At 37.2% G+C, this 15,074-nt stretch carries 13 protein-coding genes; 9 read left to right on the top strand and 4 right to left on the bottom strand.

The annotated features are described in order from the left end of the window. Window positions 1-61: 61 nt before the first annotated feature. The 3 genes from DS031_RS07735 (at window position 62) to DS031_RS07725 (ending at window position 3,026) form a co-directional block, all read left to right on the top strand. The gene (locus tag DS031_RS07735) at window positions 62-1,378 is read left to right on the top strand and encodes an MFS transporter (RefSeq protein ID WP_113805365.1); all 1,317 of its coding nucleotides are present in this window, start codon (window positions 62-64) and stop codon (window positions 1,376-1,378) included. 31 nt (window positions 1,379-1,409) lie between these two features. Next, window positions 1,410-1,805: an acyl-CoA thioesterase gene (locus tag DS031_RS07730; protein ID WP_425451944.1), complete on the top strand. Its 396-nt coding sequence runs from the start codon at window positions 1,410-1,412 to the stop codon at window positions 1,803-1,805. Window positions 1,806-2,192: 387 nt separating this feature from the next. Further along, window positions 2,193-3,026 carry a beta-keto acid cleavage family enzyme gene (locus DS031_RS07725; protein WP_113805363.1) on the top strand — a complete coding sequence of 278 codons (834 nt, stop codon included), beginning with the start codon at window positions 2,193-2,195 and terminating at the stop codon, window positions 3,024-3,026. Between the two features lie 95 nt (window positions 3,027-3,121). On the opposite strand, the gene DS031_RS07720 is transcribed toward DS031_RS07725, so the two are convergent. The 4 genes from DS031_RS07720 to DS031_RS07705 form a co-directional block, all read right to left on the bottom strand. Beyond that, the gene (locus DS031_RS07720; protein WP_113805362.1) at window positions 3,122-4,396 is read right to left on the bottom strand and encodes a TRAP transporter large permease; all 1,275 of its coding nucleotides are present in this window, start codon (window positions 4,394-4,396) and stop codon (window positions 3,122-3,124) included. Window positions 4,397-4,399: 3 nt separating this feature from the next. Continuing rightward, the gene (locus DS031_RS07715) at window positions 4,400-4,891 is read right to left on the bottom strand and encodes a TRAP transporter small permease (RefSeq protein ID WP_113805361.1); all 492 of its coding nucleotides are present in this window, start codon (window positions 4,889-4,891) and stop codon (window positions 4,400-4,402) included. Window positions 4,892-4,902: 11 nt separating this feature from the next. Then, window positions 4,903-5,913: a TRAP transporter substrate-binding protein gene (locus tag DS031_RS07710; RefSeq protein ID WP_113805360.1), complete on the bottom strand. Its 1,011-nt coding sequence runs from the start codon at window positions 5,911-5,913 to the stop codon at window positions 4,903-4,905. A 350-nt stretch (window positions 5,914-6,263) separates the two neighbouring features. After that, window positions 6,264-7,460, bottom strand: a complete 1,197-nt coding sequence (locus DS031_RS07705) for an ROK family protein (RefSeq protein WP_113805359.1) — start codon at window positions 7,458-7,460, stop codon at window positions 6,264-6,266. A 421-nt stretch (window positions 7,461-7,881) separates the two neighbouring features. Between DS031_RS07705 and uxaC the strand changes: the two genes are divergently transcribed. The 6 genes from uxaC (at window position 7,882) to DS031_RS07675 (ending at window position 15,074) form a co-directional block, all read left to right on the top strand. Then, window positions 7,882-9,285, top strand: a complete 1,404-nt coding sequence (uxaC, locus tag DS031_RS07700) for a glucuronate isomerase (protein WP_113805358.1) — start codon at window positions 7,882-7,884, stop codon at window positions 9,283-9,285. A gap of 32 nt (window positions 9,286-9,317) precedes the next feature. Next, entirely contained in the window at window positions 9,318-10,586 is a 1,269-nt protein-coding gene (locus tag DS031_RS07695; protein ID WP_113805357.1) for a nickel pincer cofactor-dependent isomerase, group 22, read from the top strand. A 120-nt stretch (window positions 10,587-10,706) separates the two neighbouring features. Further along, on the top strand, window positions 10,707-11,477 hold the full coding sequence (locus DS031_RS07690; protein WP_113805356.1) for an SDR family oxidoreductase: 771 nt from the start codon (window positions 10,707-10,709) through the stop codon (window positions 11,475-11,477). 138 nt (window positions 11,478-11,615) lie between these two features. Next, window positions 11,616-13,088 carry a gluconokinase gene (locus DS031_RS07685; protein ID WP_113805355.1) on the top strand — a complete coding sequence of 491 codons (1,473 nt, stop codon included), beginning with the start codon at window positions 11,616-11,618 and terminating at the stop codon, window positions 13,086-13,088. 265 nt (window positions 13,089-13,353) lie between these two features. Further along, window positions 13,354-14,424, top strand: a complete 1,071-nt coding sequence (locus DS031_RS07680) for an LLM class flavin-dependent oxidoreductase (RefSeq protein WP_113805354.1) — start codon at window positions 13,354-13,356, stop codon at window positions 14,422-14,424. A 56-nt stretch (window positions 14,425-14,480) separates the two neighbouring features. Continuing rightward, a complete protein-coding gene (locus tag DS031_RS07675; protein ID WP_113805353.1) occupies window positions 14,481-15,074 on the top strand; it encodes an NADPH-dependent FMN reductase in 594 nt (197 codons plus the stop codon).

Here is a 15,074-nt window from a genome sequence, read left to right as displayed (position 1 = left end):
GTTTGGAAGTATGATTAAAATTTTCTCTGTAACACTTAAAGCGAGAAGGGAGATTTATTAAATGAATTCAATTAACCAGTCCATTCAGAGTTCAGCAATTAAAAAAACAATGCTGCGTATTTTACCATTTACTTTTATATGTTACGTTATTGCTTATTTAGATCGGGTAAATTTAGGATTTGCAGCTTTGGAAATGAATGCAGATTTGGCATTGTCAAGTGAAGTTTTTGGGTTATTATCAGGTATTTTCTTTATTGGCTATTTTTTATTTGAAGTACCGAGTAATATACTGATGCATAAAGTTGGCGCTAAAGTTTGGATTGCCCGCATTATGATTACTTGGGGGATTATTACGGTTTTAACGGCATTTGTCCAATCGGCAAATCATTTGTATATTGCTCGTTTTTTACTTGGCGTTGCTGAGGCAGGATTTTTCCCAGGAATCATTTTATATTTTACATATTGGTTTCGCAGTAAAGAAAGAGGACGTGCTTCCGCATCTCTCGTCTTAGCTTTACCAATCGGTACAATTATCGGAGCACCGTTATCAACTTGGATTATGGATAACATCGCATGGAATGGGATGGCTGGCTGGAGATGGATGTTTATTCTTGAAGGATTACCAGCGATTGTTTTAGGAGTTGTTACACTGTTTTATTTAAATAATCGTCCAAAAGATGCGAAATGGTTAACAGATGAAGAGAAAAATTGGCTAGAAGGTGAATTGGATAAAGAAAGAGCGCAAAGTCTTGCCGTAAATAAAGCATCGAAATTAGAAATGGTTAAAGATTGGAGAATATGGACATTAGCTTTCGTTTTCTTTGCTGATTATACAGCAATGTACGGGCTTGGTTTTTGGCTTCCAAGCATTATTAAATCATTTGCAGCTAATTCAAGTAATATGGAAATTGGTTGGTTAGCCATTATACCATCAATTATTGGAATTCCTTCTATGTTATTGTTTGCATGGAGTTCGGATAAAAGAAATGAACATAGAAAACATTTAATGGTAAGTCTCCTTATTGCAGGACTAGGTTTTATCATGTGCGGAGTTGCTGACAGCGCCTCAGTCATGATTATGTGGATTGCTTTTGCAGCTATTGGATTGTATGGATTTATAGGCGCCTTTTTCTCCTTTATGACGCTATTTTTCACGGAATCTACTGCACCGGCGGGCATTGCGATGGTTAATGCATTTGCGAGTTTAGGAGGATTTGTTGGACCGATGATTTTTGGAGGATTAGCGATTTCAAACGGGATGTTTACACTCAGTATGTTAGTTATTCTTGCTAGCGGGGTCATTTTTTCTTTAAGACAAAAAGTAGTAAGTGCTGCAGGTGTCACTAAAAATATAAAGAAAGATGCCGTTAATCAATAATACGAAACAAAACGAAAGCAGGCGATTAAGAGTGAAGAAAGAATATAAAGTAAAAGTACGCTGGGGAGATACAGACGCAGCAGGAATTGTTTATTATCCTAATTTTTATAAGTGGATGGATGAAGCGACACATGAATTTTTTACATCAGCAGGTTATTCTACTTCAAAGCTGTTTATGGACGAACAAATTGGTATTCCTTTATTAGAAACACATTGTGAGTATAAGTCTCCTTTATTTTTTGAAGATGAAATTTGTGTAACGACTACGATAGAACTAGTAAAAAGTAAAGTGTTTAGAGCTGCTCATATTATTACAAGGGGAGAACAGCTAATTGCTGAAGGATATGAATTGCGAGCGTGGGCTGCTTTTAAAGATGGGGCCAAAGCAATTGAAATCCCGGAAGAAGTAAAGCAAAAAATAATGTGAAAAATAAAATTTGATGCAAAAAAATAGATAGCTAACGTCCTATGAATAGCAGTACTCTACCAAGTGAGTTTATTAAGAGAAGGAAGCTTTAAGTGTTTTTCAAAGATAAAATTTTACTCTAGCTTTACATGGAGTGGTGGGCATGCTGGTCTGTCCAGTATAGACAAGCCTTATAACTGCTGATTTCTTGGCTAATAGAGCATGTCCATAGTGGCTCCGTGTCAAATTGCAACTATCTGTTTTTTTAGTGCAAAGTACACCTATAAAATAAATATTAGAGTGTGCAAAAAATTCTTAATCTCTTATATTTAAAAATTACAATATATTAAAACTTAAAATGAAACCGTTTTCTATTAATTAAAATAATAAAAAGGTGGGAGTTTATCAATGGAAAAGTTAATTATTACGGTAGCGCCAACAGGAGATTTTGCAACAAAGGAACATACTCCTTATTTACCAACAACACCACAGGAAATTGCCGATTCCATTTATGAATCATGGCAAGCAGGGGCTGCGATTGCTCACATACATGTTCGAAATGAGGATGAAAAGCCAACGTTAGAAGCAGCTAAGTATCAGGAAGTAGTGAGACTATTAAAAGAAAAGAACTGCGATATTATCATCAATTTTACAACGGCTGGCGGAGAACTGAAAGATGTAACAAAACGTTTCCCAGTTGTTGAATTGCAGCCTGAACTTGCCTCTTATGATGCAGGATCGTTCAATATCGGACCAAATGTCTTTATTCATACTCCTGCGATGCTGGAGCAATTAGCGGAGAAAATGCTGGAGAATGACGTGAAACCAGAACTTGAAGTGTTTGATGTTGGAATGATTCATAATGCCTTACGTGTGGCGAAAAAAGGATTGATTAAACCACCATTCTTCTTCCAATTTGTATTAGGGGCACAAGGCGGAATCCCAGCATCAACAGAAAATCTCATGTTCATGAAAAATAGCCTTCCAGAAGGGGCGATCTGGTCTGCGATTGGAGCAAGTAAAGATCAGTTAATGATCAATACGATGTCCATTCTTCTTGGTGGACATGTACGTGTAGGAATGGAAGATGCCGTTTATTTTAATAAAGGAGAACTAGCGAAAACGAATGCTCAGTTTGTAAAGAGAATTGTAGATTTATCCCACACATTAGGTCGAGAAGTTGCAACGCCTGATGAAGCTAGAAACATTCTCGGTTTAAAAGTAAAGAGTGTGACAATATAATAAATACTACAGCCATTCTTCGTTAGAGTTCTGAAGAGTGGCTGTAGTATTAAAGTTGTCTTTTAAATAGTATTTTTATACTTAAGCTGCTTTTCTTACTGCATCACCGAAGGGAGCCACAATACCATGCTTGGCCAGTAGGTAATAAGCGCTAATGCTAAGAAAGCTGCAATTAAAAACGGCCAGATCGCTTTTGTCAGCACTTCAAGTTTAACTTGACCGAGTGAGGAAGCGATATATAATCCGGCTCCTACCGGTGGAGTAAGCAGGCCAATTGTTAAGTTGATACAAATAATCACGCCAAAATGAACAGGGTCAATTCCGAATTGTGCTAATAAAGGTGTAAAGATTGGAACGAGGATGATTAATGCTGCAATTCCATCCAGTACCATTCCTGCTAAGAGAAGAAACAGGTTTACAATTAAAAGGAAGATTAATGGATTTTCAGTAATAGAAACCATCCAGTTTGCAATGGACTGCGGAATTCGTTCAAACGTAATAATCCAGCCAAATAAATTAGCCATGGCAATTAATAAAGTAATTGTAGCTGTTGTAACGGCAGTGTTAATCATAATTTTTGGGAAATCTTTTATTTTAAGCTCTTTATAAAAAAAGAAGCCAACAATTAAAGCGACTGTACAGGCGATGGCTGCTGATTCTGTCGCTGTGAAAACACCGCTAAGTATGCCGATAATAATAATGCCGGGTACTAATAAAGCGGGAATCACACTTACAAATGAGCGGCTAATTTCATTAAAGCCAGCCTTTTCAGTTCCTTTCCACTCCTGCTTCATTCCAGTATAAGCAATTAATAGAATAAAACTTAGACCAAGAATGATACCTGGCAATATTCCTGCTGAAAACATTGATCCAATCGAAGTGCCTGAAGTAACTCCATAAATGATAAACATCATGCTCGGTGGAATGATTGGTCCGAGAAGACCGGCAGCGGCCGTTGTTGCTGAACTGAATTCCTTCGTATAACCTTCTTTTTCCATAGATGGTACCATTGTTCGGCTCATCATGGCAATTTGCGCTGTAGCCGAGCCGATAATCGAAGCAAGAAGCATATTTGAAATGACGTTTACATAAGCTAAGCCGCCGCGATAATGCCCTACAACTGTTTTTGAGAAGTTAATTAATCTTTTTGTAATTCCACCTGAATTCATTAATTCTCCGGCCATCATAAATAATGGAATGGCAAGTAATCCGTAACTTTCAAGACCTGAGTATAACCGTTGGGGGGCCGTGTCTAACAAACCAAGATTACTGGTAAAGAAAATATAGAGAATGGTAGTAATACCAAGGACAAAGGAAATTGGTACCTGAATTAAAAGCAAAATAATGAAGAAGAGTAATGCTAATAGCATCGATTAAACCTCGCTTTCACTGCTTCGAAAATTTAATATAAACAGATTTAGTGAGTGAATAAGTATAAATACAAAGCTAACAGGCACGCTTAAATAAGCAATAATCATTGGCATTTTCATTGAGTTTGATTGCTGTATTAAAATAGTAGGGGCGGAAAGCCATTTAATAGATAAATAGAGAATCAATGAAACAAATAAGATAACAGCCAACAAACTTACTGCCATAAGAATGGTCTTTACTTTACCTTTTAGTTTATCCATAAAAAGGGAAACGGCAGCCGACTCCTGCCGTTTAATTCCCATGCTTCCCCCGATAAATGTTAGCCAGATGAGAGAAAAAATAGCTGTTTCATCAGACCATATTAAAGGGGAGTTAAAAACATATCTAAACACTACTCCGGCAAAAAGTGAAATGAGCATTAGAGAGCTTAAAACAATTGAAAAAACCTTTTCGATGCTATACACCCAATCACTTAAGCGATGAATAAAAATCATAGTGAGACCTCCTATTTTGCGTCATCTATAAATGATTGAATTGCAGGAGATTTTTGACTATATTGATCAATAACTTTTGCTTTAATTTCATCAAATGAATCTGGATTTGAAAGTTCTTGCACTTCAACTCCAGCGTCTTTTAATGTTTGCAGGTTTTCTTCTTCGCGTTTAATTGCTTCTGCATTTCCCCATTCAACTGCTTTTTTAAGCGCCTCTTTAACAATTTGTTGATTTTCCTCTGAAAGATTTGCATACGATTGCTGACTCATTACGATCACAGCAGGGAATGTCATGTGATTTGTTAATGTTAACTTATTCGCATTCTCGTAATATTTCTCTGTAACTAAAGCATCTAAATCAATATCAATGCCGTCAATAACACCTGTTTGTAATGATGTATAAATTTCAGAAAGCGGCATTGCTGTTGGACCGGCACCTGTTTCTGCCCAAAAGTCTTGGATAGCAGGACTTCCGATGATTCTAACCTTTTTCCCTTTAAGATCTTCAGGTGAAGAAACATGATTTTCTTTCATTAAGACGTGACGATTTCCGGCGAAAACATAGTCTAACCCTACTAATCCTTGACTTTCAAGCTCAGCTAGCATTTCTTTTGCTGGTTCAGAATCTTTCATTTCAACAGCTTCTGCTAGATTGTTAAAAGCAAACGGCATAAACCAGGCATTTAATGATTCTTGACGAGTACTCATGTAAGCGTTTGTTAAAAATCCAAAATCAAGAGAGCCTGTTTCTAACTGCTGTACCATATCTTTTTCTTGTCCTAATTGTGCGGCAGGGTAGATTTCAAGCTTCATTTTTCCACCTGATAATGCCTCAAGCTCTTCGCCAAACTTTTCAGCAGTTTTGTGCCAAATATGAGTTTCCTGTGTAACGTGTGTTGCCTTAAATGTAATCGTATCTGAATCTCCTGAACTTTCGGAGTTTGCCCCGCTGCTGCTGCAGGCAGACAGTAATAAAGTAAACGCTAACAAAATGTTGAGCATAAAAAATAATTGTTTTTTCATAAAAATTCCCCCTTATATTGTTAAAACGCTTTCAAATAACTGAATGATTGATTTATTTCAAAGTAATGGCATGCAAGAAATATCTTTAGTAATAAATAGACCCCCTTTTATAAATTATAAAAATAGAGAAGTTAGTTCACTATTATTATATAACAAGATAAGAGAGGGTTGTCAATGAGTTGTTAGAAAATTATTTTTATTCGGGATGATAGTTTGGCCTTAAAAATAAAAAAAGAAAAAATTTTTCCATCTACAAAATGGGCTCGCTTTATTCCGCTGCTGTTTTCAAATGAACTAATAAAAGCTCCTTCGCTTCAATTAAACATGAGCGAAGGAGCTTTGTGTTTTTATTAAACAACCGTTTTACTATGAGAAGGAAGTTGCTCTTCTGTTACATTAAAACGTACATCCGGTATTTCTAAAAAGTTTTTAATTGCCAGTGCGCATGCTCCCATAACACAAGCGTTTTTACCTAATTCAGATATTAATATTTCATGATAGTGGCTAATGGAAGAGGTGAGGGAGTCTTCAATTTTCTTCCCCGCCTCGGGATATAGCTTCAATAGTTCGCTATTAAGTACAATGGTTTCAGGGTTTAGTAAATTAATAATATTATTTAAACCGATTGATAAATATTTAATAAATTGGTCCATCAGCTCACAGGTTACTTGGTCTTTCGCATTGATCAGTTTTTGAATCTCTTCATACGTTAGGTTTTGTTTTTGAAGCTTTTCAGCTAATTGTTTAAAGAAACTGCTTTCAGAAGCGTACAGTTCCCAACAGCCTAAATTGCCGCAGTTACATGGCTTTCCATCAGGGACTATAATCATATGCCCCATTTCTCCCGCATATCCATGGTAGCCTTTCAGAAGCTCGCCGTTTATTAACATGCCAAGCCCGATTCCTGAGTACATGCTGATGCTTATCAAATTCTCGCTTTGATGACGGTGAAATACTTTTTCTGCAAAAGAACATAAGTTAGCGTTATTTTCAATTGAAATCTTGATGTTAAATTCTTTTTCAAGATCACCTTTTAAGTCTTTATTCTTCCATTTAAGGCGAGGAACAAAATTAATAACCTCGTCTTTTGTCACTATACCGTGAATACCAATAACAATTCCGACAATACCAAAACGACTATGGGAACATTTTTCTTCATATCTTTTTATTTGTGTTATTAAAATAGTTAATATTTCCTCGTAATGAGAAGTTTGTATTTCAATATTATCAGAACAAACAGGCTTACCCATTAAGTCTGATAATGTGAAAGTAATTTGTCCATAATCTAAATCAATGCCTAACGCATATCCAGCTTTATGATTAATGGAAAGCATAATCGGTTTTCTTCCCACACTGTGATGTTCCTGCTGGGATTCAACAATTAATTCTTCCTCTAATAAATCAGCTGCTTGAACAGAAATCGTAGCTCTTGTTAATTTTGTTATTTTTGAGAGGTCAGCTCTTGAAATCATCTCTTCTTCAATAATTTTACTTAAGATTAAACTTCTATTAATTTTTTTTATGTAAGCAGCATCACCAATAGCCATAAAAATCACCCTTCTATTAAGTTTGTATATGAATGAACTGATTGTGCTTTTATCCATAGAAACTGTTAAAATTTATAATTTCTTTAATAAATCCATTATACACACTTTTTATTTAATCTCTAAACACAATGGAAAAAACAATGATAATATGCAGGATAATAATTAAAAGACTTCATATTGACGAAAGATAAGAGAAATGTTATTCTACTGTTAACAAATTAATTTGTTTTGTAAACTAATTAATAGAAAAAGATAAAGAAACAATTAAAAGCATTATAGCATAGGTTATCGTATTTTTGTGAAAAGGGTTTCAAAAAAGATAAAAAATGATCCTTCTTTTTAAAAAGCGAGTAAAGAAAAATAAAAGATAGCTATTTTTTGAAAAAAAACGTCAATAATACTAATAGTTGGAGGGGAAAATATGAAAGCATTTTTAAATCAGGATTTTTTATTAACGAATGCGACAGCGGAAAAACTTTACCACAATATAATGAAGGAATTACCGATCTTTGACTATCACTGTCATTTAAGTCCGAAAGAAATTTATGAAAACAACTCATTTGAAAATATTACGCAGCTTTGGCTTGCCGGAGATCATTATAAATGGCGTGCTATGCGTATTCACGGCGTAAAAGAAGCTTGTATTACAGGAGATGCAAGTGATTGGGAGAAATTTGAGGCATGGGCGGAAACAGTTCCACATTTGTTTGGAAACCCGCTATATCATTGGACGCATATGGAATTAAGAACTTACTTTGGGATTAATAAGCTGTTATCACCGGAAACTGCACGTGAAATTTGGGAAGAATGTAATGAAAAGCTGCAAACAGCTGATTTCAAGCCGCGCCGTTTTATTGAACGATCACATGTTCAATTTGTAGGAACAACAGACGATCCGACTGACAGCCTTGAATATCATCAATTACTAAAAGAAGATGAAACGTTTTCGGTCGAAGTTGCCCCGACATTCCGTCCGGATGGAGCTCTATTTATTGAAAAGCCGAACTTTCAAAATTGGCTTGGAAAATTAGAAGAAGCTTCCAATGCAAAGATTACTTCTTTTGATGACTTAGTGGAAGGATTACAGAAAAGAGTGGACTACTTTACGGAGCATGGCTGCTGTGCATCTGATCATGATATTCCGAACATGGTTTATAAAGAGATTTCAAAAGAGGAAGTCGAAAAGATATTTGCCAAGCGTTTAAATAATGAAGAGCTAACAAGTGATGAAGTGATTGGTTATCGTTCTTATCTTCTTGTTGAACTTGGAAAAATGTATGCGCAAAAGAACTGGGTGATGCAGCTGCATATGGGCGCGATAAGAAATAATAATACACGTATGAAAAAATTAATCGGCGCTGACGGTGGATTTGATTCGATTGGTGATAATTTGTTAGCACAAGGATTGTCCCGCTTCTTAGATACTTTGGACACAGCTGATTCGTTGCCAAAAACGATTCTTTATAATTTAAATCCGCGTGACAATTATGTGTTAGGAACAATGATCGGAAACTTCTTTGAAGAAGGAGTACCGGGTAAAGTTCAGTTCGGTTCCGGCTGGTGGTTTAACGATCAATACGATGGTATGCTGCGCCAAATGACAGACTTAGCAAACTTAGGTGTTCTTAGTCATTTTATCGGCATGACAACGGATTCACGAAGCCTGCTTTCTTATGTTCGTCATGAGTATTTCCGCAGAATTGTATGCCAGATTATCGGCGAGTGGGTCGAAGAAGGAAAAGTGCCGAATGATGAAGCAATTCTTGAACGAATGATTACAAATATCGGCTTTGATAATGCAAAGAAATACTTTTTACAGCGATAAGATTTTTAGATTAAAGGAGCGGAAAATAGCTTATGGGTATTCTCCAAGATTTATTAAAAGATATTCCTTTACCGAAGATGGTAAAAGTAAAACAGCATTTTGATGATACGAAAATTGAAAATGTGACAGAAGCGGTAACAGAAAAGCTAAAGCGGGATGCGATTCAGCAAAAAGTAAAGCCGGGTATGGAAATTGCAATTGCAGTCGGCAGCCGCGGAATGGATCGTCTTGTAGAGATTACCGCTGCAACCGTACAGTTTTTAAAAGAGTTAGGAGCAACGCCTTTTATTGTACCGAGCATGGGAAGTCATGGCGGAGCGACTGCTGAAGGGCAGCGTGAAGTATTAGCACATCTTGGCGTGACAGAAGAAAGTGTAAAAGCTGAAATTCGCTCTTCGATGGAAGTTATAAAGCTTGGTCAACTGGAGAACGGCTTACCTGTTTATATCGATAAATATGCGTCAAAAGCAGACGGAATTGTTGTTATTAATCGGATTAAACCTCATACGGCCTTTCGCGGACAAGTCGAAAGCGGCATTATGAAAATGATCAGCATCGGTTTAGGGAAGCAAAAAGGTGCGGAAGCTTGCCATCAGCTCGGTTTTAAATATATGGCGGAAAACGTACCGGCCATGGCTAAAATGATGATGGAAAAAACACCGATTTTATTCGGCTTTGCAACGCTTGAAAATGCATTTGATAAAGTTGCCAAAGTTGAAGTACTTGCAGCGGAAGAAGTGGAAGAAAAAGAACCAGCTTTACAGGCTCAAGCAAAGCAGCTGCTGCCAAAGATTTTCTTTGACCAAATCGACGTTCTTGTTATTGATGAAATCGGAAAAAACATTAGTGGAGACGGCATGGATCCGAATATTACAGGACGTTATCCGACACCATACGCTCACGGCGGCCCAGAGGTAAATAAAATGGTTGTACTTGATTTAACACCGGAAACAGAAGGAAATGCAAATGGTGTTGGGACAGCTGATTTTACTACACAGCGTCTTGTCGACAAAATGAATTTAGAATTTACTTATGCAAATGGCTTAACGTCAACTGTAGTAGCGCCGACAAAAATCGCCACAACGCTGCCAAATGATCATCAAGCGATTCAAGCGGCAATCAAAACGTGCAATATTTTAGATTTTACAAAAGTAAAAATGGTCCGCATTAAAAACACGTTAGAAATTAGTGAAATTGAAGTATCTGAAGCACTGCTTGAACATGTTATCGAGCATGAAAATCTAGAACAGATTTCAGAACTGAAAGAAATGGAATTTAATGAGAACGGAAACTTAGCATAAAGAAAGAAACGTAAGAAGGGGCATGAAATTAGCATCCTTTAATGGGGATTAAAGGATTTGAACTAAATTTCAAGTAATTACGATTCGGCATATTTAGCAAAACTTAGAGGAGGAAATAAAATGGGGAACTTATTTGATTTAACTGGAAAAACAGCAGTGGCAATTGGCGGAAACAGTGTATTAGGATCATCGATTTGTAAAGGATTGGCAGCACATGGAGCAAGAGTTGCAATCGTTGGACGAAACCTTGAAAAAGCAGAGCAAGTTGTACAAGAAATTGAAGCAGAAGGTGGAAGTGCAAAAGCGTTTCAAGCAGATGTTAGCTCACGCGAATCAATTGAAAATGTGGCAAATGAAATTGAAAAGTGGTCAGGAAGTTTTGAAATTCTTTTAAATGCACCAGGTAAAAACAGTGCAACACCATTTTTTGAGCTTGATATGGACGAATGGGATGACATTATGGATGTTAACTTAAAGGGACTTGTAGTCTTAAATCAAGTGTTTGCAAAGAAAATGATTGATAAAGGTACAAAAGGAAGCATTATTAATATTTCATCCGTTTCTTCGACAACGCCATTATCAAAAGTATTTACGTATTCCGTATCAAAAGCGGGCGTTAACAGCATGACGCAATTTTTAGCGCGCGAATTTGCGCCGCACGGCATTCGTGTTAATGCAATTATTCCAGGCTTCTTCCCGGCAGAGCAAAACCGCAAAATATTAAGTGAAGAAAGAATTCAGTCCATTATGAACCATACACCAATGAATCGTTTTGGTGAAGCGGAAGAATTACAAGGAGCAGCTGTTTGGCTTGCATCAGATAAAGCGTCAAGCTTTGTAACAGGAGCGCTTATCCGCGTAGACGGCGGCTTTGGCAGCATGACAATCTAATTGGAAAGAAAGCAGTATTAATAAACGTTCTTTTACAGAGAAAGAAAAAGGCTTGGGGAGGTCTCCAAGGCTTTTTCTTTGTAACAAATATCCCGACAGCTTAGAAAAAACTATTTTAATGAAAAGGAAGATGAAATGATGGCCAAGGAATTTGTGATCGGCGTTGATATAGGAACAACAAGTGTGAAGGCAGTCGTTTTTAATTTAAACGGCAGTGTAATTGCAGAAGCGGAAAAATTAATACCCTCTGACTATCCGGAGCAGGGATGGGTAGAGCAAAATCCTATTGAAATCGAACAATTTTCTGTTCAAGCTGTTAAAGCGGCTGTAGAAAAAGCAGGTATTCAAAAGGATGAAATAACAGCAGTCGGCTTTTCTTCAGCGATGCATTCACTGCTTTGTGTAGATGAAAAAGGGGAACCGCTGTCTCAAGCTCTTATTTGGGCCGATGGCAGAAGTCTTGAGCAGGCAGAGCAGTTAAAGAAAGAAAAAGGATATGAAATTTATTCAAAAACGGGTTTGCCAAACCACCCGATGTCACCATTATCAAAACTGTTATGGATGAAAGAAACGGAATATGAGCCTTATGTACAAGCCAACTATTTTTTATCCATTAAAGAATATGTTCTTCTAAAATGGTTTAATCAGCGCGTTATTGATTATTCAATGGCTGCCGCTTCAGGTTTATTTAACGCCAAGACATTAGATTGGGATGAAGACATTTTAAATCTTGTCGGCATTAAGAGTGAGCAGCTGTCAAAAGTTGTACCTCCGACAGAAATTTTACCTCAAATTAATAAAGAGGTCGCTGAAAGGATGGGAATTTCTCATGATGTTCCTTTTGTAATAGGAGCAGCTGATGGACAGTTAGCGAACTTAGGAATTGGCGCTATATCAAAAGGAGAGGTCGCTTTAACTGCTGGAACGAGCGGCGCGATTCGCCAATTTACAAAAGGATTTCAAGTGAGCGGCAGCCAAGAAACGTTTTGCTATACTTTTACCGATGAGTATTCGATTGTTGGCGGACCAACAAATAATGGTGGTATTGCCCTGCAGTGGTTGAAAGATCTTTTGAACTATGAAGGAAGCTTTGATGAATTTACGGCTGAAGCAGAGAGTGTGGCACCGGGAGCAGAGGGAATGCTGTTTCTTCCTTATATTAATGGTGAAAGAGCGCCGCTTTGGAATCAGCAAGCAAAAGGAAATTTTTACGGCATGACGGTTACCCATAAAAAGGAACATTTTGTTCGTGCTGTCTTAGAAGGCATTACCTTTAATCTTTATCAAATTGGACAAGCGTTAGAAAAGTTAGCCGGTGAACCGGAAAAGATTTATGTGAACGGCGGATTATCACGATCACCTTTATGGCTGCAAATTCTTGCTGATATGTTTGGAAAAGAAGTATATGTTTCAGAAAGTCATCACAGCGCAGCATGGGGAGCGGCATGGACAGCGCTGGTAGGTTTAAAGAAAGTGGAATCCTTTGAAGAAATAAAACGAAATATTCCAATGGGAGCTCCAATTGTACCTAACGAGAAAAACCATGAAAAGTATGCATCAATCTATCAAAAATATGAAAGATTAGCAAAAGATATCGCAAAGTATTTCTAACTGCTCATTGATGCATGAGGGAAAGTGCTTGAAAAGTGTTTTTCAATAATAAGTATATCTTTCAAGTGCTTCCCTTATTTTTGAATTTTTTTTGTTTATCTACTTTACAAAAAGAAGTATATAAAGTAAAATAACTTACATAAAGTAAATAACTTTAATAAATATAGTGGTATGAGCTGCTGCAAATATAAAAAATATGAGTCATCCGGCACTAAGATAAATAAATTTTTAGATGGTTAACATCTTTACTGGGGGATAAATCTCAATGCAGAAAGATAAAGAAGTTAAAAATAAAGGAATAGAAATTGGTCTCTACACACTTGGTGATATAGGAGTAGATCCTCATAATGGAAAAACGATTAGTGCCGGTCAGCGATTAAAAGACATTATCAATGCGGCAAAGCTTGCTGATGAGGCAGGACTTGATGTTTTTGGTGTAGGGGAACATCACCGTTTGGATTATGCAGTCTCTTCACCTGCTGTTGTTTTAGCAGCAGTAGCTCAAGCAACGAAACGCATAAAGCTAACAAGTGCGACAACCGTGTTAAGCACGATTGATCCTGTTCGTTTGTTTGAAGATTTTGCAACATTGGATTTAATTTCAGACGGACGCGCAGAAATCATTGCCGGTCGAGGAGCGTTTATAGAATCGTTTCCGCTTTTCGGATACAACACAGATGACTATGATACCTTGTTTTCAGAAAATATTGATTTGTTTTTAAAGCTTAATGAAAACGAATTCGTTTCCTGGAATGGTCACTTTCGCTCTTCATTAAATAATGCTGAAATTGCCCCCAGACCTGTACAGGAGAAATTGCCAATTTGGGTTGGTGTTGGCGGTACATTAGAAAGTGCCGCCCGTGCAGGAAGATTAGGTGTTGGAATGGCAATTGCCATTTTAGGGGGAGATCCAGCCCGTTTTAAGCCGTTAGTTGATTTATATCGTAAAACGGGTGTTGAGGCAGGACATGACTTGGAAAATCTTAAGATAGGTATTACCGGTCATGGATATATTGCTAAAACAACCCAGCAAGCGAAGGATGAATTTTATCCTTACTATTCTAATTATTGGTCATATGTGAACAAGCAGCGCGGCATGAATTTTAGCATGTCAAAAGCAGACTTTGAACAAATGACAGGACCGGAGACGGCATTGTTCGTAGGGAGTCCACAGCAAATTGTCGAGAAAATTCTTCGTCAATATGAACTGTTTGGTCATCAGCGTTTCATCGCTCAAATTGATATAGGAGGATTACCGTTTAAGAAAGTCGCTCAAGGAATCGAGCTGTTAGCTGCGGAAATTGCTCCAATTGTTAGAAAAGCAACAAGTAAATAAGATTGTATGATGATTTTTCATCTTATATACAATGAAACTGATTGGTGGTGCGCAACATGGGTTTTTTAGAAAAATTATTTGGAAAACCAACTAAGGAGGAAGAAAAGATGGCAAATTTAAAAATTGGGATTATTTTAGGTAGTACTCGTCAAGGCCGCGTAAGTCCGCAAGTAGGAGAATGGGTAAAAGGTATTGCAGACAAACGAAATGATGCAGATTATGAAATCGTTGATATTGCAGACTTTAACTTACCGTTTTTAGGAGAAGGAACTGGGGAAGAACCTGGCTTAAAAGCTTGGTCTGAAAAGCTTGCAAGTCTTGATGGATTTGTTTTTATTGTGCAGGAATACAACCACAGCATCACAGGTGCTTTAAAAAATGCGCTTGATTTAGCACGCGACGAGTGGAACAATAAAGCAGCAGGTATTGTAAGTTACGGTTCAACAGGGGGAGCGCGCGCTGCTGAACATTTACGCGGCATTTTAGGTGAACTGCAGGTTGCAGACGTTCGTGTTCATCCAACACTATCATTATTTACAGACTTTGAAAATGGAACTGTCTTCAAGCCGGCTGACCTGCATCTTGATAATGTTCAGGCAATGCTTGATCAAGTAAACGCTTGGAGCGGCGCATTAAAAACATTACGCTAA

This window comes from Bacillus taeanensis, assembly GCF_003318295.1.
Taxonomy (GTDB): domain Bacteria; phylum Bacillota; class Bacilli; order Bacillales; family UBA6769; genus Maribacillus; species Maribacillus taeanensis.
The sequence above is the reverse complement of the archived record's forward strand: the minus strand, read 5'-3'. Positions and strand labels throughout refer to the sequence as shown.